This window comes from Hymenobacter sediminis, assembly GCF_003231285.1.
GTDB lineage: Bacteria > Bacteroidota > Bacteroidia > Cytophagales > Hymenobacteraceae > Hymenobacter > Hymenobacter sediminis.
The window spans coordinates 247,692-268,576 of the sequence record NZ_QKNS01000004.1; the positions used below are offsets into that span (position 1 = coordinate 247,692).

13 protein-coding genes are annotated in these 20,885 nt (G+C 58.7%); 8 read left to right on the top strand and 5 right to left on the bottom strand.

What is annotated here, in order from left to right; all coding sequences use genetic code 11:
- The first annotated feature begins 76 nt into the window (after positions 1-76).
- The 4 genes from DNI29_RS12680 to DNI29_RS12695 all read left to right on the top strand — a co-directional run bounded on the left by DNI29_RS12680 (position 77) and on the right by DNI29_RS12695 (position 4,970).
- Positions 77-877: a ZIP family metal transporter gene (locus DNI29_RS12680; protein ID WP_110978483.1), complete on the top strand. Its 801-nt coding sequence runs from the start codon at positions 77-79 to the stop codon at positions 875-877.
- 115 nt (positions 878-992) lie between these two features.
- A complete protein-coding gene (locus DNI29_RS12685; protein ID WP_110978484.1) occupies positions 993-2,402 on the top strand; it encodes an ATP-binding protein in 1,410 nt (469 codons plus the stop codon).
- An 18-nt stretch (positions 2,403-2,420) separates the two neighbouring features.
- A complete protein-coding gene (locus DNI29_RS12690; RefSeq protein ID WP_110978485.1) occupies positions 2,421-3,749 on the top strand; it encodes a tetratricopeptide repeat protein in 1,329 nt (442 codons plus the stop codon).
- A 12-nt stretch (positions 3,750-3,761) separates the two neighbouring features.
- Complete coding sequence (locus tag DNI29_RS12695) at positions 3,762-4,970, top strand: tetratricopeptide repeat protein (protein ID WP_110978486.1); 1,209 nt, start codon at positions 3,762-3,764, stop codon at positions 4,968-4,970.
- Positions 4,971-5,091: 121 nt separating this feature from the next.
- Here DNI29_RS12695 and DNI29_RS12700 read toward each other — a convergent pair whose 3' ends face one another.
- The 5 genes from DNI29_RS12700 to DNI29_RS12720 form a co-directional block, all read right to left on the bottom strand.
- Entirely contained in the window at positions 5,092-6,474 is a 1,383-nt protein-coding gene (locus tag DNI29_RS12700; RefSeq protein ID WP_202910444.1) for an ammonium transporter, read from the bottom strand.
- 306 nt (positions 6,475-6,780) lie between these two features.
- Positions 6,781-7,986 (bottom strand): threonine synthase, encoded by a 1,206-nt coding sequence (locus DNI29_RS12705; RefSeq protein WP_110978487.1) that lies wholly within the window; start codon positions 7,984-7,986, stop codon positions 6,781-6,783.
- A gap of 71 nt (positions 7,987-8,057) precedes the next feature.
- Complete coding sequence (locus DNI29_RS12710; protein ID WP_110978488.1) at positions 8,058-8,957, bottom strand: LysR substrate-binding domain-containing protein; 900 nt, start codon at positions 8,955-8,957, stop codon at positions 8,058-8,060.
- 72 nt (positions 8,958-9,029) lie between these two features.
- A complete protein-coding gene (locus tag DNI29_RS12715; RefSeq protein WP_110978489.1) occupies positions 9,030-9,890 on the bottom strand; it encodes a M28 family peptidase in 861 nt (286 codons plus the stop codon).
- A 216-nt stretch (positions 9,891-10,106) separates the two neighbouring features.
- Positions 10,107-10,634, bottom strand: coding sequence for an RBBP9/YdeN family alpha/beta hydrolase (locus tag DNI29_RS12720; RefSeq protein WP_110978490.1), 528 nt, complete (start codon positions 10,632-10,634; stop codon positions 10,107-10,109).
- A 721-nt stretch (positions 10,635-11,355) separates the two neighbouring features.
- Here DNI29_RS12720 and DNI29_RS12730 point away from each other — a divergent pair.
- From DNI29_RS12730 to pbpC, 4 genes are all read left to right on the top strand, one after another.
- Positions 11,356-16,953: an alpha-2-macroglobulin family protein gene (locus DNI29_RS12730; protein ID WP_110978492.1), complete on the top strand. Its 5,598-nt coding sequence runs from the start codon at positions 11,356-11,358 to the stop codon at positions 16,951-16,953.
- Between the two features lie 162 nt (positions 16,954-17,115).
- Entirely contained in the window at positions 17,116-17,445 is a 330-nt protein-coding gene (locus DNI29_RS12735) for a hypothetical protein (RefSeq protein WP_110978493.1), read from the top strand.
- A gap of 149 nt (positions 17,446-17,594) precedes the next feature.
- Positions 17,595-18,377 carry a protease inhibitor I42 family protein gene (locus DNI29_RS12740; RefSeq protein ID WP_123823233.1) on the top strand — a complete coding sequence of 261 codons (783 nt, stop codon included), beginning with the start codon at positions 17,595-17,597 and terminating at the stop codon, positions 18,375-18,377.
- Between the two features lie 76 nt (positions 18,378-18,453).
- On the top strand, positions 18,454-20,754 hold the full coding sequence (pbpC, locus tag DNI29_RS12745; protein WP_110978723.1) for a penicillin-binding protein 1C: 2,301 nt from the start codon (positions 18,454-18,456) through the stop codon (positions 20,752-20,754).
- The last annotated feature ends 131 nt before the right edge of the window (positions 20,755-20,885 follow it).

Here is a 20,885-nt window from a genome sequence, read left to right on the forward strand (position 1 = left end):
TCCGCGAAGAGGCTGCGTTGAACGGTTCAGTTCCGGCTTCTGCCGTGTCCCGTCTCTCCCTCTCCCCTCATTTTCTATGTTTGACTTCCCTACTTGGGCCGTAGCTGGCTTCTGGGGCCTGGTTTCGGGCTCGGCTTTGCTGCTGGGGGCCGCTACCGGCTATTTCGCCCGCGTTCCGCAGCGGCTTATTGCGGCCATCATGGCCTTTGGCAGCGGCGTCCTGATTTCCACGCTTTCCCTGGAGCTGATGGAAGAAGCCTACAAGAAAGGGGGCTTCGGCGCTACGGCCAGTGGTTTTGTGGGTGGGGCCGCTGCGTACACTTTAGCTAACTGGCTGCTGGCCCGCCACGGCGCCAAACATCGCAAGCGCTCCGGTGAGCACCAGGCTCAGGAGCGCCAAGCCGTGCAGGAAGGCCAAACCGAAGCCGCCCCCTCGGGCTCCGACAACGGCATGGCCCTGGCCATTGGCGCCCTGCTCGACGGAATTCCCGAAAGCATTGTCATTGGCCTGAGCATGCTGACGGGCGGCGCGGTAAGCATGGTGGCCGTAGTAGCCATTTTCTTGAGCAACCTACCCGAAGGCCTGAGCAGCGCCGCCGGCATGCGCAAGGCGGGCCGTACCCCAGCTTATGTGCTGGGCCTTTGGGCCGGTATTGCCTTAATTTCCGGGGTAGCCTCCTTGGTGGGCTACTCCGTGTTCAGTGGGTTTTCAGAGGAAGTTATAGCCGCTACCATGGCCGTATCGGCAGGGGCGGTGCTGGCTATGGTGGCCGACACCATGATTCCGGAAGCCTTCGAAGTAGCCCACAATTTCACGGGCCTGATTACAGTGCTGGGGTTCCTGGTGTCGTTTGTGCTGAGCAAAATGGGAGGTTAGCGGCCCTTAGAGGGGTAGGCCCCTACCCCGGTTTTCGGTCAGAACCTGACTCAGCCATTCCGGCGGGGCGTAAATCTGCGTAGCTTGCAGCTATTGACCTATTGTAAGAATACCTATGCCCGCTACGCCCGACTCGTCCGCTATTCAACCCTTGCTGGAAGCCTTATCCTTCTCGCCCGATAACTTACCCCTCCGCAAGCACGTTGCTGCCCTGCTGGTACAGGCGGGCCGCCTGCCTGAAGCGGAAGAGCACTACCGCACCGGCCTCCGCCAAGCCCCCGACGACCCCGATTTGCAGTTGGGTCTGGCCGAAACCTATGCCAGTCTGGGCAAAACTTCCGCGGCTTTTGTGGTGGTAGAAGAGTTGCTGGCGGCCCGCCCCGAGCACGCCCGCGCCCACCTGCTGCACGCCCGCGTGCTATTAACTACCGACCAGGTAACGGCGGCTCGGGAGGCTTACCAAACCGCCCTGCACTACAATCCTACTCTGGAAGACGCGGAGTTGGCGGCCCGCCTGCGCGGCGGTGCCAGCGCCACGGCCCAGCCCGCCCACGGCGGGGCGCCTCGCCCCTTCCCCGGCGCAAACCCCGATACTTCTGCCGGCCCCAACGACGATTTCAGCAGTATTGAACAAAACCTGTTCAGCGGACTGGAGCGCCCTAAGATTACGTTTGCCGATGTAGGCGGTATGGAGGCCATTAAGGAGGAAATCCGGCTGAAGATTATTCACCCCCTGCAGTTTCCTGATCTGTACAAAGCCTACGGCAAGGCGGCCGGCGGCGGGCTGCTACTTTACGGCCCGCCTGGCTGTGGCAAAACCCACTTGGCCCGCGCTACGGCCGGCGAGGTGCAGGCCAGCTTTATCCACGTTGGTATCAACGATATTCTGGATATGTGGCTGGGCAACAGCGAGCGGAATCTGCACCAGATTTTCGAGCAGGCCCGCCTGCAGGCCCCATGCGTCCTGTTTTTTGATGAGGTAGATGCTCTGGCTGCCAACCGCCACGATTTGCGCCAGAGCGCCGGCCGCACCGTCATCAACCAGTTCCTTTCGGAGCTGGACGGCGCTACCCGCTCCAACGATGGTGTACTGATTTTGGCCGCCACCAACGCACCCTGGCACCTCGATTCTGCCTTCCGCCGCCCCGGCCGCTTCGACCGGATTCTGCTGGTTACGCCGCCCGATGAGCCCGCCCGCGAAGCCGTGCTGGAAGTGCTGCTGCAGGGCAAGCCCGTAGCGCCCTCGGTAAACCTGCGCAAGCTGGCGTCCCAAACCGCCGGCTTTTCCGGCGCCGACTTGCAGGCTGTAGTAGATGTGGCCGTAGAAGCCCGTTTGCGCGAATCAATGAAAGCCGGCAAGCCCCTACCCCTGGAGCAAGCTACTTTCCAAGAGGCCATCGGCAAAGTGAAGCCCAGCACCCGCGAGTGGTTTGCCACGGCCAAAAACTACGCCCTCTACTCCAACGAAGGCGGCGTCTACGACGACATTCTGGTGTACTTGGGTATCAAGAAGCCCTCGGCGTAAGCTGTAAGCCTCCGTAGGATGAACCACGCCGAGCACTCCCGGTGGCAGGAAGCTGTGCATCACCTTCTCGATGTGCACCGGCCAGAACAAGCAGAACGGTTGGTACGGCAGCGACTGGCCGCTATGCCGAAGGAAGCCGAGGCTCACCAGCTGCTAGCCCTGACGTTGCTAAGCCAAAGTGGGCGGATTGCGGAAGGGCTAACGGCCATTCGGCAGGCCATTGCGCTTGACCCGCAACAAGCCGCTGCGCATTACTTTCATAGTGCTTTGTTGCTACGAAACGCTCAGCAGATTGAGGCGTCGCGGGCTATTACCGAAGCGTTGCGGCTTGATGCCCGTAATGCTACATACCTAGGCTACAAAGCCGTCATTGCAAACTCAGGTCGGCACTTTGAGGAGGCACTTGAAGCCGCTACTGCGGGGCTAAGCATTTTTCCAGGTCATCTCGAATGCCTCTATCAGCGCATTATAGCCTTGCGGCGCCTGGGCAAACGCCGCGACGCGGCAGACACAATCCGGCGCTTAACTTATTGGCACCCAAACCATGCCATAGCGCATCAACTACAGGGCGAGGAGGCATTTCGTGAGCAGCAGCTTTCAGTAGCAGAGTCGCACTTCAGGGAAGCCGTTCGGCTCAGGCCTACCTCTGATCAGTCGCGCAAGTCGTTGCGGGAAGTACTAGAATGGCAAGCTGAAGCTGCGTTTGACCGGCAGCAACTAGCCCAAGCCGTTATTCTTTATCAGGATATACTTCTTCTGGAGCCCAATCAGCCGGAGGCTACCCGCAAACTGCGGGACGCCAGGCTGCTGCAACATTACTCGCAATTGCCTTTTCTCTGGCTGCAACGTTGGCGTGATACCTCTCTGTCAGGCAGCAACTTTTCTCTGCTAACGTATTTATCTAGGCCTCTTCTGCTGGCTTTACCCTTGCTTTTAGCATTGGGAGCCCGCATCATTTTGCGGGTGCGTTATGCATTAGTTGGCCCAGAACCTTTGCTGGAGGATGGCTGGTTTTACGCTGGCCTGCTGTGGGCCGCTGCAACGTTTGCACTTGCTCTATTTCCGCCTATTCCGCTCCCAGTGTTGTGGTTGGCAGTTATAGGAGGCGTAATGTTTGCATTGCGCAACAGTTATTTCAAATGGCAGCAAGGAGTTCGTAAATGGCCGTTAGGGGCCACATTGCTTCTTAGCCCAGGCAGCATGGCCTTAGTTAATGGGCATGGCAACTGGCTTAACGCTGATGGAGCAACCGAAGCAGCTGGTTTTCTTGCTTGTTTTGCGGGCCTGCTCTTAGTATATCAGGTACTCTGCCCTATTTCTCAGCCTGCCCGTACTCCGCTTTCCTAATCTCCTACCCCCATGGAACAAGCTAACTGGCCCGACCGGATTTTACTGCTGCTGCGTCAGGGCCGGGCGGCTCAGGCCGAACAGGAACTGCGCCGCATTCTGCACCAGGAGCCCAACGATGCCCTGGCCCACGCCTGGCTGGGCATGGCGCTGCTGGACTTGGGGCAGCTACCCGAAGGCCAAGAGCACATTGAAATTTCCATCGGCTTGGCGCCGGAGTTTGACTTTGCGTACTACCTGCTCAGCCTGGCCCACCAGCGTCAGCACCGCCTCAACGAGGCCCAGGAAGCTATTGAGGAAGCCTTACGCCTAGACCCTACTGACCCGAACTACCATCACACCCTCGGCCTGATTCGGTTTCAGCGGGGGCAGTGGGAAGGTGCGTTGCGGGCCGCCGAAATGGGCTTGGCCTACGACCCTGAGCATGTGGACTGCCTGGGGCTGCGCGGCCGCTGCCTGGCCCGCCTCGGCCGCTCCCAAGATGCCGAAGACTCGTTGCAAACAGCCCTGCGCTACGACCCTGACGACGCCGGCACCCATGCCGACGCCGGCTGGGTTGCCCTGGAAGCTGGTCGCCACCGCGAGGCCCTGGAGCACTTCCGCGACGCCCTGCGCCGCCAGCCTACCTCCAACTACGCTCGCGAAGGGTTAGTAGAGTCCCTGAAGGCCCAGTACTGGCTGTATCGGGCCTTCCTGCGCTTCACGGTCTGGACGGAAAAGCTGGGCGGCGGTATGCGCCGTCTGCTATTTATTGGGCTGTATGTGCTAGTGCGCTTCGTACCAGTATTGCTGCCCATTTATCTGCCTCTGGTGTTCATGAGCTGGTTTGCCGACCCCATGTTCAATGGGCTGCTGTTGCTGAACCCTTACGGCCGCCATGCCCTTTCTGAGGCCCAGCGCCGACAAGCCCTGGCCTTTTCCGGAGTGCTACTGACAGCTACCATCCTATTGACTGTGGGCACCTTTGCTGAAGTAGGTGGCCTGGCTTTACTAGGCGGCAGCTTATTGGCTGCCTTATTCCCGATAACGGTGGCGCTTCGGCCGTACGCTACCCGCAAAGCCCGCACATGGGCTATTGTGGCGGCGGCTTTAATTATTGTACTGGGGGTAGCCGGAGCCGCCATCAGTATATTCCTGCCCGAAACAGACGCGCAAAAGGGAATAGTTGGGCTGCTGTTCGTTATATGGCTGGCTTATCTGTGGTCCACAGCGCTGGGGTAGTATCTTTTCTGGTTGCTTAACACGACTACTGAATAGAAGAGGGCCACCGGCAGAATCCGGTGGCCCTCTTGCATGTAATCTAGCTATGCCTTTGGCCTAACAACGGGGGCAGGAAATTGGGCTAGGCATTTTCCGGGGCCAGCTCGCGGCGGTAGGTCCGCTCAAAATCCTCATCAATGTGGTAAGTAGATTCTTCGTGCTGGCTTAAATCGAGGCCCAACTCTTCTTCCTGCACTTTCACGCGCAGGCCGAAGATGCGGTCCGTGATTTTCAGCAGAACCCAGGCTCCCACGAAAGAATACGTGATAACAATCAGCAGCCCCAGCAAGTGGTAGCCGAAAGTGGTAAACGTGCCGTGAATCAGGCCTACTTTATCGGCAAACACTCCCGTAAGCAGCATGCCCACAATACCGCCCAGCCCGTGGCAGGGAAACACATCCAAGGTGTCGTCGATGGTAGTGCGCGAGTTCTGCCAGTGCACGGCAGCGTGACTAATAATGGCCGCCAATACTCCGAACAGGATGCTCTGCCCGTAGCCAACGTACCCAGCGGCGGGCGTAATGGCTACCAGCCCCACCACGGCCCCAGTGCAGGCTCCTACGGCGGTAGGCTTACCGCCCCGGGCCACCTCAATCAGCAGCCAAGCCATAAGCGCCGCCGCTGAGGCCAGGTTCGTATTCACAAACGACAGGGCCGCCAACTCATTGGCTCCCAAGGCTGAGCCCGCATTAAACCCAAACCAGCCAAACCACAACAGTCCGGTACCCAACAATACGTAGGGCACATTGGGAGTAGAGAAAGATGAGCTGCGTAGGTTGGCCGAGCGCCGGCCCAGCACCATAGCACCAGCTAGGGCAGCCACACCAGCCGAAATATGTACCACGGTACCGCCCGCAAAATCTAGCACGCCCCACTTGCGCAGGAAGCCCTCGGGGTGCCAGGTCCAATGCGCCAGCGGACAGTAAATGAACAGACTGAACAGCACCATAAACGCCAGATAGCCTTTAAAGCGGACCCGCTCAGCGAAGGAGCCGGTAATCAGGGCTGGGGTGATGATGGCAAATTTCAGCTGAAAGGCGAAGTAGAGAATAAAGGGGATGGTAGCGGCAAAAGCCGGGTTGGGCGCGGTGCCTACGTTGCGCAACAACATAAACGTGCGCGGGTCGCCGATAAGGCCGTACCAAGAGTCGCCGTAGCAGAGAGAAAACCCCACGAAATAGAATAGCACAGATACCACGCCCAACGCTACAAAGCTTTGTAACATGGTACTGATGACATTTTTAGGGCGTACCATGCCGCCATAAAAAAAGGACAGCCCAGGGGTCATGATCAGCACAAAGGCGGTGGCGGTCAGCATCCAGGCTACATCGGCAGCATTAAGCGAGCCGGGCTCGGCTACCGGATGCGGAACCTCCACGAAGGCAGCTACCAGAGCCAGTATCAGGAAAACGCCTAACATCAGCAAGCTGAGACCAGGGCGAAAGGGGGCAGATTTGGAAGTCATACCACTATTTTGAAATACCACCATTGTTTTCAATGGCAATATACCACTTATACTACCCATTCATGGTAAACCACCCCTAAATTCACAGTCATTTTTAGTAATTATTACTCGTTTTCCACAATTGCCCCTACAAAATCACACCAATGTATTATTAACACATACAAAAGCCCTCCACCTAGTTGAAGATGGAGGGCTTTTGTGAAATCTACTCTACCTGACTGGCTTGCTCTACCCAGATCAGGAGAAACGCTAAATAGGCCCAGGGTAAAACATGGGCATAGCCTCTGCAGTAACTGCCTGCTATTATTAACTAGGCTGGGCTTTACCTACAATGTTTTCTAGGTACTTCTGCGCGGAGCCGGTGTTCAGCAACAGCACTTGCTCTTCCGCCCGGATCCAGCCCGTGCTTAGTAAATGGCGCGCTGCCATCCAGACGGCGGCTCCCTCAGGCGCTACGAACAGACCTTCTTCCTTGCTCAACTCGCGCAGGCCCACCAGCATTTGGTCGTCGGTGACGGGTAGGGCCAGACCTTTTGACTCGTTTAGAACTTCCAGCATTAGCGGCTCTCCTAACGGCCGAGGCACTGCCAAGCCATTAGCAATGGTAGGCTGCCCCACGTAGGCGTGGCAGTTAGCCTGCCGACCGGCACGGGTTTCTACCAGCGGACAGCAATTTGCGGCCTGCACCGCTACCATGCGCGGCAGCTTCAGGTCGGCGGGCAGCCAGCCCAGTTGTTGCATTTCGCGGAAAGCCTTCCAGATGCCAATAAGGCCTGTACCACCGCCAGCGGGGTACAGCAGCACATCGGGCACCGACCAGTTGAGTTGCTCGGCAATTTCATAGCCCATGGTTTTCTTGCCTTCGAGGCGGTAGGGCTCCTTAAGCGTTGAAACATCCAGCAGCTCGCCAGCGGCATTAAGCTCCCGTACGCGGGCCGCGCAGTCGTTGATCAGACCGTCTACCAAATGTACTTCGGCCCCGTACCAATAGCACTCTTCTTTGAAAGCCTGGGGAGTGTGGCGCGGCATTACCACCACAGCTCGCATACCCGCCCGGGCGCAGTAGGCGGCCATAGCCACCCCCGCGTTGCCAGCCGTGGGAATAATGCAGCCTCTCACGCCTAACTCTTTGGCTTTGGAAATGGCCATGCTTAGCCCCCGGGCCTTAAACGAGCCGGTAGGGTTCTGGCCTTCGTCTTTAAGCTGTAGGTCTTGGAAGCCGTAGCGCGCTCCTAGGCGGGGTAGGGAAAGCAGGGGCGTCCAGCCTTCGCCTAGTGTTACCCGGTTTGCTTCATCGAGCAGGGGTAGTAGGGCCGCATAGCGCCACATAGAGTTTTCCTGGAGCCAAATGCCAGCCGCTTTCGACAAAGGTTCGTGCAACTCGTAGTCGGCTATTAAGGGTTGGGCACAGCAGTCGGAAATACGCTGCAGGCTGAAAGCAGAATAGGGAGTGCGGCAGGCAGCGCAGTGTAGCTTTTGCAGGCGCGAGGTGGTAGCAAGGAGGGTGGTCATAGCGTGGATTTCAACGCAAAACTGACCGGAGGTTATGCCGTCTACAAACGGCAAATTGGAATAGGCTATTCCTATTTGGAATAGTAGCGCCGTGCGAACTGCACAAATTCCTTGTAAGGCAGATTATTCTCGGTGCCCTTGCGCTGCACAAAATCGAAGTGGCGCACCAGGTTTAGGTCATGAATGGGTACTTCCACCAATTCGCCCACCGCTAACTCCTTCATGACGGATTGCCGGGGTAGGAAAGCGAGGCAGGTATCTACCCGCACAAAGTTCTTCAGGGCTTCGGTGCCACCTAAACGCACTTTCACCGGCAAATCTGTCAGCCGAATACCTTTTTCCGCCAAAGCCTCTTCCAGCACCGCCAGCGTACCGGAGCCGGTTTCGCGTAGTGCCACAGGCACCTGTCGCAGATCCTGGGCTTGCAATTCGCGCCGATGCAGGGGGTTGCGGCCCGAGCACACCGCCACTACCTCATCAGTCAGCAAAGGCGTGTAGGTGACGTTGCTGACTTTATGAATCCCCTCAATGATGCCCAGGTCAATTTCGTGCTCCAGCAAAGCCTTCAGAATGTTCTCGGAGTTGCGGTTTTTGAGCGTGAGTTGGGTATGGGGGTAGCGGCCCAGGTAGGCCGACAGCACCGGCGGAATGACGTAGAGAGAAATGGTAGTGCTCGCCCCGATAATCATGTGTACCTGCGGCGAAAACGTAGGGCTCAGCTCCGTAAACTCCTGATGCAGCTCGTGCTGGAGCTGCCGGGCTAGTAGCAGCTTGCGGTAAAGCAGTTCGCCAGCCGGCGTGAGCTGAATACTGTTACCCAGCCGCTCAAACAGCCCGGTTTTGTAATACTCCTCCAACGACTTTACCTGCTTGCTCACCGCTGATTGGCTCAAAAACAGGGTCTGCGCGGCTTTGGTGAAGCTCAGTTGCCGGGCTACCTCCAAGAATATTTCGTGCGGGTGAGAAAGCATGCCTAGGCCAGTTCAGCAGAAAGGATAAACCAAGGCAAAGGAACAGGATTTGTGCGTAGCGCAACAAGCAGCCTATAACCCCAGAATGGCCGCATACACGCCGTTTACTACCTCGGCCATTCGCCGGAAGTCCAGGGTTTCGATGGTGTCGGAGCGCTGATGGTAGTTGGGGTTGCGCAGGAAGGCGGTGTCGTTGATCATTACGGCCTCGTAGCCATAAGTCCAGTAGTTGCGGTGGTCGGAAAGGCCAGCCAGGCCCATTTCAGCGGGCAGGTTGATGCGCTGCACGTCAATGTCGGCCTTGGCCTGCATCAACTCCTGCACCTGCCGCGTGAAATCTTCTTGGCCCGTGCGGCCTACTACCGTGATAAAGTTGCCGGTACTGGGGTAGCGGGCCGCCAGTTGCTCGTTGGGGAAGCGCTGGGAGTTTGGCTCGTCGCGGAAATAGCCAATCATCTCGTAGCAGAGCATGGCCCGCACCGGTACGCCCGCTTCGTGCAGAGACTTGGCATGCACGGCGCTACCCATGAACTCGGAAGCAAAGTAGGGCGGCTCCTCATTGGGGTAGGCCACCAAATCGACCCGGTACTTTAGGTTGGAGCCAACTGCATGCAGCAAGCGGGCCGTTTCGAGCAGGCCTGCCACGGCGCTAGCATTATCGTCGGCACCCGGCGTTTCATCGAACACATCATAATGCGCCCCCACCACAATACGCGGTGCGCTGGCCGAGCCCACCGACAAAATGATGTTGCGGTACTGCCTCCCGTCGGCCCGAAACGGCTGCTCTTGCACTACCCCTTCCAGCTTCTCAAACTCTGCCTTGATGTAATCGGCGGCCTGATTCAATGACGCCAGGTTGCGGTAGTGGCGGGCAGGCTGCAAAGAGGTCAGGAACTTCACATCGGCGTACAGGCGGTTTTGGTCGGCGTGCATGGTAGCGGCAGAATTAGGAGAGGAAGCAGCAGTAGGTGGCGGCGCAGAGCGCCGAGCATCACAAGCACTGAGGCTCAGTAGGCTCCACAGCACCCAACCCACACTGTTTCTTGGCAAGAACATACCTTCCTAAACGGCTTCGGGCGCCGGAGGATCATCGGATTTCTACATTCTTTCCATAGCACTAAAAACCCGCTCTGGTGTAAGCTGAACCTTCTAAATCAGCTCTTGTAGCAGCGTGTGCCCCTGCGGCCATAGCCGTAGGCCAGACTCGGAATTGATGTGGCCCAGCGCGCCCACGTTCACTAACCGGCTTCCCCACGCTTCTGCGAATTGCTGCGCCCGTACCAAGGTCACGTACTCGTCGTTCGTGCTAGCCACCACCACGCTCGCAAACGGCAGGCGAACCAGGGGCATGGGAGCGAAGCCAGTCACCTCCGGCGGAAAATCGGGGCGGTCTACGTCGGCGGGCGCAACCAGCAACGCTGCTTTTATTTGGTGCTGGGTGGTTTGGGCCCAGTGCACAATAGTAGCGCAGGCCAAGCTATGTGCCACTAGCACTACGCCAGAGCCCGCAGCGGCTACTGCTGCTTCAAGGTTCTGCACCCAGTCTTCACAAATCGGATTATCCCAGTCCCGCTGCTGAACGCGCTGGTAGCCGTAGTGCTGTTCCCAGTAGGTTTGCCAGTGCTCTGAGCCGGAACTGCCTAAGCCAGGCACAGTGAGGATGGTGGGTGAAGGCATAGAAACAAAAGTGACAAGGACCGTTGCGAGGTTTACACGCCCCACCTTATCCCAGTGCATACGCTGCCGAAGGTTGGCATTGAGTGGGCTGAGGTATTTGAAGGGGTGTAGTAAAGCAGGCTACCTGAATTTTAGCTTATACGACTCTGATTTTTCTTGCCATATACTAGGAATGTAAACCTTGATATATCCTCGTCTTAATTGCTTAAGGACCATTATATCTTCGTTCAAAAGTAAAATCTCGCTAGTATCTCCACTGAGTTTTATCTGGTTATCCTTGAGCTTAAATGTGGCAGGATTGTATTGTATATCACCAGCTACAGTGTTCATATCAATAATTGTAGCTGAGTCAATATTCATGTAGTATCTCAGTTTGTTTTCTGGAGTGAATAGCAACGTATAGGAAGGTATTCCTTTTAGTTTATCAGTGTAAGATCGGCCTGGCCAAATCACTTGGTTATACCTATTCAATCCATTGCTAGAGCAGACAAGGTCCCAATATTTCCCCTTTCCATTACCTGTTAGAATACTATTCCTCTTGTCGGTTTGAGGCCGGTTACAACTCAGTATGGCAAGCAATGCTAAAGCGCAATAAACAGGGCTGACACTACGAAAGAGCATAAGAAGCAGATAATTATTCCCTCCCCGAACCTATACAAAACATAGCAGAAACGCCGTTTTTCTATACCTTCCGGCGTCCTTTCTAAGCTCCTCCCTATCCATGCTTTCCCGCACTCTTTCTCGCCTGCCGCTGCTGGTGCTGCTGGCTTTGCTATGTGCTTGCTCTAAGTCGGGCTCTGATGCCACTTCGGACCCCAACGGCGAGGAAATTGACCCGTACCAGAATCTGGTATTTCAGTTTGCGGATGCCGTGGCCAGCCCAGAGCAGCAGGACCGGTGGGATACGGTGCAGGTAGTAAAGTTCGAGCCGGCCATGCGCGGCAAGTTCAAGTGGACATCGGATAGAGAACTGATTTTCTCGCCCAGCACCCCCTTTAAGCCCAGCACCGCCTTCACGGCCACGCTACGCAAAGAGGCCCTGCCGGAAGGCAAGCAGGGCGTGGAGCTGCCCCAGAACCGCCAGAAATTCCACACGCCCTACCTGCAGCTGCAGGAGCCTCAGGCATTCTGGGGCCGCTCAGAGCGGGCGGCGGGCACGGCCGAAATGCGCGTGGAGCTACCCTTCAACTACAGCGTAAAGCCCGCCGATGTGAAGCCCCTGCTCCGCGTTACCCAGGACGGGCAGCCTGTGGCCTTCGAGGTAAGCGGGGAGCCGGGCCAGGTGGTGCGCGTGAGCCTTAACCAACAGGTGCGCCCGGGTAGTCCGCTCACAGTGGCACTGACTCAGGGACTGCGCGCCCAGGGCAGCGACCAGGCCTCTACCGCCGACTACGAAAAGCAGGTGCAGGTGCCCGACCCGGAGGCGCTGGAGGTGCGCTCCATCACCGGCACCCTACAATCAGCCGACCCCGTCATCACCATCCTGACCAACCAGCCCGTCACAACTACCGACTTGCAAAATGCTCTGTCAGTGTCGCCGCAGGTAGCCTACGAGGTGGAGGAACTGGAAAGCGGCTTCCGGCTTAAAGGTGGTTTCGAGGTAGGAAAAAGCTACCAGGTGAGCTTGCGCCAAGGCTTACGGGGTAGCCTGGGCGGCAATTTGAGCGAGGACTTCACCCAGACGGTGAGTTTCTCCGATGAGCGGCCCACCATTAGCTTTGCCAGCGCCGAGAAGGCCATGTACCTTGACGCGCTAGGTTCCCGCAACCTGGGCGTGCGCATCAACGAGGTAGGCCAGGTGAAGGTGACCATTGCCAAGGTCTACGCCAACAACATTCAGCAACTTCTGCGCGGCGGCACCCAATATGGCTACCCCGGCTACGACGGCGAAGACTCCGGTGAGGAGGAACAGGACGAAAACGGCGAGTACGTGGACCGCTCCTACCAGTACTACGATGTGGAGAACCTGGGCAACGTGCTCACGGAGCGCACCTACACCGTATCCGGGCTGCCAAAGGCGCAGGGGCTGCGGCTGCTGAATCTGAACCTCAAGGACCTGGAGTTTTCCGGTGGTTTGAAGGGCCTCTACATCATCAAGGTGCAGGATACGGAGCGCCAGTGGCTGCAGGTGAGCAAGCTGGTGGCCGTGTCGGATATTGGGCTGATTGTGAAGCAGGGCAAGGCGGGCAGCACGCTTGTATTTGCCAACTCCATCCGCAATGCCAAAGCCCTGAGCGGGGTGGAAATGCGCTTTATCAGTACCAACAACCAGGTGATGGGCACCGGCCTTACCAATGGTGATGGGGTAGCCAAATTCGACAGCACCGCCCAGAACGGCCGCTTCCGGCTGGGCATGGTGATGGCCCAGCAGGGCAACGACTTCACTTTCCTCGACCTGAGCCGCAGCCGCGTGGAAACCTCCCGCTTTGAGGTGGGTGGCCTACAAAGCAACGCCGCCCGCTACCAGGCCTTCCTCTACGGCGACCGGGACCTGTACCGCCCCGGCGACACCATCCAGACCAACACCGTCATCCGCACCGAGGACTGGCAGGCGCCGCCCAAGGGCCTCCCGGTGAAAATCCGGCTGCTACTACCCACCGGCAAGGAGTACGCTAGCCTGCAGAAAACGCTAAATGCGGCCGGCTCCTTCGAGGCGCGCTTCCTGCTACCCCCCGCCGTGATGACGGGCCTCTACACGATGGAAGTGCTGACCGGCAACGACGTGCTGCTGGCCTCGCGCCAGATTTCGGTGGAGGAATTCATCCCGGACCGCATGAAGGTGACGGTAAAAACTGACCGCACGGTGGTGAAGCCCGGCCAGGCTGTTTCCGCTCAGATTACGGCCCAGAACCTGTTCGGCCCGCCCGCCGCCGACCGCAAGTTTGAGGTAGAGTTTTCGCTCAAGGAAAAGGCCTTCACCCCCAAGGGCTACGAGCAATACACTTTCGCCATCAACAGCGGTGAGCGGCGCGGCTCCTACGGCGACCAGGAATCAACGCCACTCTCTGACCGCTTCGAGAAGACTACCCGCGAAGGCACCACCGATGCTGCTGGCCGTGGCACCGCTACCTACGAGGTACCCGACTACACCGACTTAGGAACCCTGGAAGGCGCGGCTTTCACTACCGTATTCGACGAAACCGGCCGCCCCGTGAACCGCCTGGCTACCTTCGAGGTACAGACCCAACCGGTGCTATTCGGGGTCAAGAGCCCCGATGAGCTGGTGAGCACCGGCAAGCCCCTGGCCGTGCAGTTGGTGGCCCTTACCCCAGCCGGCAAGCCCACCCAGGCTCAGGCCCAGGTGCACATTGTGCGCCTGCTCTGGGAAACGGTGATTGAACGCCAGGGGGGCCGCTACATCTACAACTCGCAGAAGCGGGAGCAGGTAGTGCTCAACCGCACCATTCCGGTGTACGGCGCCAGCAACACCGAGGCCAACCTGGGCTTCTCGCCTACCTACTCCGGCGAGTACGAAATCCGGGTTTCCCGGCCCGGAGCCGTTACCTACGTGGCCCAGCGCGTGTACGCCTACGGCTACGGCGATACTCAGAGCAACTCCTTTGAGGTGAATAACGAGGGCGAGGTAACCATTGAGGCCGATAAAGCCAAGTATGAGCCCGGTGACGTGGCCCACCTGCTGCTGAAAACGCCCTTCCCCGGCCGCGTGCTCGTGACCGTGGAGCGCAACCGCGTGCTCGACCACTTCTACGTGAACACTGACGAAAAATCGGCGAAGGTAGATGTACCCATTCGCGCCGGCCACGTGCCCAACGTGTACGTGACGGCCACCGCCATCCGCGAAATCAAGGACAACCGCCTACCCCTCACGGTGGCCCGGGGCTTCGTGCCACTGACGGTAGAAAAGCCCGGCGCCAAGCTGCAAGTGGCCATTAAGGCGCCCGCGCAAAGCCGCTCTCAGACTGCCCAAACCATTGAAGTAACCACCGCCCCCGGCGCCCAGGTAACGCTGGCGATGGTGGACGAGGGCATTCTGCAGATGAAGGACTACCGCACGCCCGACCCCTACGGATACTTCTACCAGAAGCGCGCCCTGGAAGTACAGGCCTATGACGTGTACCCCTTCCTGCTGCCCGAGCTGGGCACCAGCAGCACCGGCGGCGACGGCTACGACCTCTCGCGCCGCACCACGCCCGTGCCCAACCGCCGCGTGAAGCTGCTCGCTAAATGGAGCGGCGTGCTCACCGCCGATGCCAGCGGCAAAGTGCGCTACAAGCTGCAGGTGCCCCAGTTCAGCGGGGCCGTGCGCATCATGGCCGTGGCCTATAAGAACGACGCTTTCGGTTCCACCGAGCACACCATGCGCGTCGCCGACCCCGTCGTCATCAGCACCGCCCTCCCCCGCTTCCTCAGCCCCGGCGACACGATTGACGTACCCGTAACGCTGACAAATACGACGGGTAAGGTTTTAATAGGTGGCATACTAGTTGGAACGTCTGAATCATCCAGAAACCTGGCTCAGGTTTTCTTAAAAAGAGAAGATTTTAACAATAGCCGCTCTACTGTTTCCCAAGATCCTCCCGGTGGCTTTGAAGGCAAGGATGTTAAGCTACTTCCGAATTCCGAGCAGCGCGTGCTATTCCGCATGGCCGCTAAGTCTATAGGGACTGCAGTGGTTAAGATTGAAGTACTTGTTGACAAGGCACTACGCGTCGATGAAAACAACAAGCCAGTACGATCAGGTCAATGGATTGAAACCATCGAGCTACCCATCCGTCCGGCTTCGCCGCTGCAGAAGCGCACGGGGGCGGGCATTGTAGCGGGAGGCGCGTCCCAGCAGCTGAACCTGCGCACCGACTTCCTGCCTTCGTCGTTGCGAAGCCAGCTAGTGGTGAGCCGCTCGCCCATGACGGAGTTTGCCAAAGACCTGCGCTACCTACTGCAATACCCCTATGGTTGCCTCGAGCAAACCGTATCGGCTGCTTTCCCGCAGTTGTACTACGGTGATTTGGCGGCCACACTAGGCCAGAAAACGGGCAAAGCCGGCAAGGTGGGCCTGTTTAACCCCAACTACCACGTGCAGGAAGCCATCCGGAAGGTGGAAGCCCAGCAGATGTACAACGGCTCCCTCAGCTACTGGCCCGGCGGTGACTATGACAACTGGTGGGCCACGGCCTACGCCGCCCACTTCCTGCTGGAAGCTCAGCAAGCCGGCTTCGATGTAAATAAGAATGTACTCGATAGAGTACTGCGCTACCTGCAAGCCCGCGTGCGCAAGCGCGAAACTGACACCTACAATATCATCCAGACCGGCGGCGTGATTCAGCCCGTTACGCTGGCCAAAAAGGAAGTAGCCTATTCCCTCTACGTACTGGCCCTGGCCGGCCGCCCCGATGCCGTAGGTCTCAACTACTACAAAGCCAACCGCCCCCAACTGGCTGAAGATTCTCGTTACCTGCTGGCGGCGGCCTTCGCCCTGAGCGGCAACCAGCGCGGCTACCAAAGCACCGTGCCCACCCGTTTCGGCGCCGCGCCCACCATTGCCGGCCGTCAGCTCGACGGAGCCTTCTCCTCACCTATCCGCGACGAAGCCCTGGTGCTCAACGCCCTGCTCGCCGCCGACCCCGCCAACCCGCAGGTAAACACCCTGGCCCGTCAGCTCAGCCGACAGGTAAAGCAAGCCTACTGGCTCAATACGCAGGAACGGTCATTTGCCCTGTTGGCCTTGGGCAAGCTGGCGAAGAAAAACGCCGGCAGCACGGTAGTAGCTAGCCTGCTGGCCGATGGCAAGGCCATTGGCAACTTCTCGGGCAAAGACCTCACGGTAAGCAACGTGGCTAACCGCCAGCTGGCCCTGCGCACCAGCGGCAAGGGCAGCCTCTACTACTTCTGGGAAACGGAAGGCATTTCGCCCACCGGCCAGGTGCGCGAGGAAGACGCCTACCTGCAAGTGCGCCGCCAGTTCCTGGACCGCAACGGCGCGCCTGTGGGCAGCACTAGCTTCAAGCAAAATGACCTGGTAGTTGTCAAAATCACCATCCAGTCAGCTGAAAGCGCGGGCGAAGTCAAGAACGTGGCCATTACGGACCTGCTGCCCGCTGGCCTGGAAATCGAGAACCCGCGTATCGGGGCCGTGCGCGACCTGACCTGGGCCAAAGACGCCGCCCAACCCGACTACCTCGACGTGCGCGACGACCGGATCAACCTCTTTACTACCGCTACGCCCACAGCCAAGTCGTTCTACTACCTGTGCCGCGCCGTGAGCAAAGGCACCTTCAAACTAGGCCCCGTCAGCGCCGATGCCATGTACAACGCCGAGTACCACAGCTACGCCGGCAGCGGCGTAGTGCGGGTGCGGTAGGGATTTAATGAATAATCAAAAGCCAGGACGTGTCATGCTGAGCTTGTCGAAGCATCTCTACCGCTTCGTTGTAACGATTAAGCTACCTACGGTAGAGATGCTTCGACAAGCTCAGCATGACACGTTCTTTTACTGCTTCGTAATTCATCCTCACGCTCTATCATGATCAACTTCCGTCTTATTCTGATTTCTATACTAGTCATGTTCTTCGGCATGCTTCTGTGGATGGGGTACTATTTCTACTTCCGCACCGATGGCCAGGGCCGCGTAACGCGGGAAGCAGACAGCCCCGAAGCGGCAGCACGCGGCCAGCAGACACTGCGCCGGGCAGATGCCCTCATCAGCCAACGGCAATACGGCCCAGCCAAGGCCCTGCTCGATTCCCTGCGCGATGCTGACTTGAACCCTGCCTTTTTCGTCAGCACCGAGGACCTGGAGCAGCGCTTCGATACGCTGCGGGCCCGCAGTTACCGAGAGAGGCAGGTTCAGTAAGCGAGAGGGGGTAGCATACCAGGCAACTTCGCTCAGGAAGCTCAACTGCAGCTTTTTATGTGTGCATTCGTAGAATTTCTACCGCAGCCGGCGCTTCCTAAGTGGCCGGCTGCGCTGCTGTTGATGAACTCTATTTCTGGCGCTGCTTCATGAAACCAACACCCCGCTTCTCTCTCTATCTGCATCTGCGCATAGCGACGGCCTTGCTGCTGGTGTGCGGTGGCCTTGTTTTTCCTACCCCTGCGCAGGCCGACATCGTGACCCTCAACGCCAATGACAACGGTAAGCAGGTGCAGCTGAATGTGGGCGACCAACTAATTATCCGGCTGCCGACCATTTCGCCGCGTTTTGGCTGGCGCCTGACCCAAACGTATCCGGGGCAACTGACCGTGACGAATACTCACAGCCTGCCGGGCTTGAGCAGCGGTGTACCGGGAGCGCCGGCTACCTTCGAAATTCACTTTCAGGCTACCGGCACCGGTGGCATCGACTTAGCTTTGGTGTCGGCGCAGCCGGGTACGGGCTATTCGCCGCTAGGCGGCTTCTTCCGTGTTTTCGTGACCATTGATAAGCCGGGCGTAGCCAAAAACGTGAACATCACGGAGTACGGTAACCGCAGCCGCGTGAAAGTGAACAAAGGCGACCAGCTGGCCATTCGGCTTGATAACACGGCCGGCTCGCAGTATCAATGGGAGGTGATGCCTATTGCCGACAACGTCATCCAGTTGATTACACCCGCTGCCACCCAGCCCGCGAAAAAGCCGAAAAAGAAACCCAAAGCGGGTAGCGAGGAAGACGTAACGTTTCAGTTTCAGGCCCTGAACCCTGGCAAAACCACGCTACGCTTCCTCTACCGAAACACCGCCAACAACGAAGCCCCACCCAAGCGCGACTTTGAGCTGGAGGTAGAAGTGCCCGAGCCGCCCAGATAAAAGCACCACTAGCGCCACCAGCTTTCTATCTTGCTACCCCTAATCCATGGCTGAATGCCGTGGGCTAGCGGGCTGCATGAAACGCGCTTTAAAGGTTTTTATGGGGGTGGCGGTGTTCCTAGCGTTGGCCTGGGGCCTGGATCTGCTTTTCCCACTTCCGCCTACCCCTCAGTACTCGCCCATTGTGCTGGCCGCCGATGGCTCGGTGCTGCACGCCTACCTCAACCCCACCCAGAAGTGGCGGATGAAAACCGAGCTGCGCGAGATTACGCCGGTGCTACGCAAGGCCATCATGGAGAAAGAAGACCGGTGGTTTCGGTGGCACTTGGGAGTAAACCCGGTGGCGCTGGTGCAGGCGGCCGGGCGCAACGCGTTTGGCACGGGCCGCACCACCGGGGCCAGCACCATTACCATGCAGGTGGCCCGTTTGCTGGAGCCCAAGGAGCGCACCTTCGGCAACAAGCTGCTGGAAATGCTGCGCGCTACCCAACTGGAGCTGCATTACAGCAAAGATGAGATTCTGCAGCTCTACCTGAACCTGGTGCCCTACGGCGGCAACGTAGAGGGCGTGAAATCGGCAGCCTTGCTCTACTTCCAGCAAACACCCGACTACCTCTCGCTGGCCCAAACTGTCACACTGGCCATCATCCCGAACCGACCGAGAGGCCTAGTACTGGGTAGGAACAACGCGGCGGTGCTACGGGAGCGTAACCGGTGGCTGAAGCGGTTTGGCGAGGCCGGTTTGTTTCCCAAGCAGGATGTAGATGATGCTCTGCTGGAACCGCTGGACGTGCAGCGCCATGCTGCGCCTACTTTGGCCCCCCACCTTTCGCGCCGCTTAGTACGGCAGTTCCCTGGGCAAGCCATCATCCGGAGTGGCCTGGAGCGCAGCAAGCAAGCCAAGGCCGAAGACCTGACCCGCAACTACGTGCGGCGCCTCTACGAGCTGGGCATCACGCAGGCCGCAGTGCTGGTCGTGAACAACCGGACCCGGCAGGTAGAGGCCTACGTAGGCTCCGCCGACTTCCGCGACTTCGCCAACCAGGGCCAGAACGACGGCGTTGTGGCGGTCCGCTCGCCGGGTAGCACACTCAAGCCGTTTCTGTACGCGTTGGCTATGGACCGGGGCCTCGTTACACCCAAGCAACTGCTGCCCGATGTGCCCACCAACTTCCAGGGCTACCGCCCCGAGAATTTTGACAAGCACTGCAACGGCGAGGTGACACTGGAGCGCGCCCTGGCCTACTCCCTCAACATTCCGGCAGTGCGCGTGCTCAACCAACTCGGCGTGCCCACCTTCACCGATAAACTCCGCCAGGCGGGCTTCCAGAACGTAACCCGCAACCGCACCCGACTAGGTCTCAGCAGCATTTTAGGCGGCTGCGGCGCGAGTCTGGAAGAGCTGACGAATTTGTACGTGACGCTGGCGGAGGGCGGAGAGTATGCGGGGTTGCGGCTGGTTTCTGCCAATAAAAGCAATCCGGCAAAACCGCTCGTTTCCGAAGGCTCTGCCTTCCTCACTACCGAAATCTTGGCCCAGCTCACCCGGCCCGATTTGCCCATTAACGCGGCCAGCAGCATGCGCCTGCCCAAGATTGCCTGGAAGACTGGTACCAGCTACGGCCGCCGCGACGCCTGGAGCATCGGCTACAACAAGCAGTACACGATTGGGGTGTGGGTAGGAAACTTCAGCGGCCAGGGCAGCCCAGCCCTCACAGGCTCGGAAGTAGCCACTCCCCTGCTCTTCGACCTGTTTAATGCGGTGGCCTACAACTCGCCCAACGACTGGTTTGCGCCCCCGGCTGCGCTAGACTTCCGGTTGGTGTGCGCGGAAAGTGGCCTGGTACCCGGCGAGAACTGCCCAAATCAGATAATCGACTATTTCCTGCCCAACGTGAGCAGTGGGCAGCGGTGCCAGCATGTGCGGGAAGTACTGGTGTCGGCCGACGGCAGCTCTACGTACTGCCGGGCTTGTGCGCCGGCGGCTGGGTATCGGCGTGAGCTGTACCCCAATTTGCTACCCGAGGTAGCCGCTTACAAGGAAGCCCAGGGCATTCCGTACCGCCGCCTTCCCCCGCACAACCCGCAATGCCAGCTGGTACGCGGTGGCCTAGAGCGGGCGCCCAGCATTACCTCCCCTACCCCCAACACCGAGTACGTGCTCAACCGCCGCGAAAAGCAGCAACTCCTGCTTTCTTGCACCACCGACAATGAGGTGCGGCAGGTGTTTTGGTATGTCAACGACCGGTTTCTGCAAGCCGCCACCCCTACGGAGCGGGTGTTTATCAAGCCGCCACCCGGCCCGCTGAAAATCTCCTGCGCCGACGACCACGGCCGCAACACCGATGTACTGGTGACGGTAACGGAGCTGGAATAAGCGGCGCGAATAGGCAAGACTTCCTACCCTTAGCAAACCCGCCAAGTCGGGAGCAGTATCCCGCGGGCTTTACTAGGGCATGGGGCTGAAAACCCGGAAAAGACTGACTTATCGAGCGCCTCGAGACATCT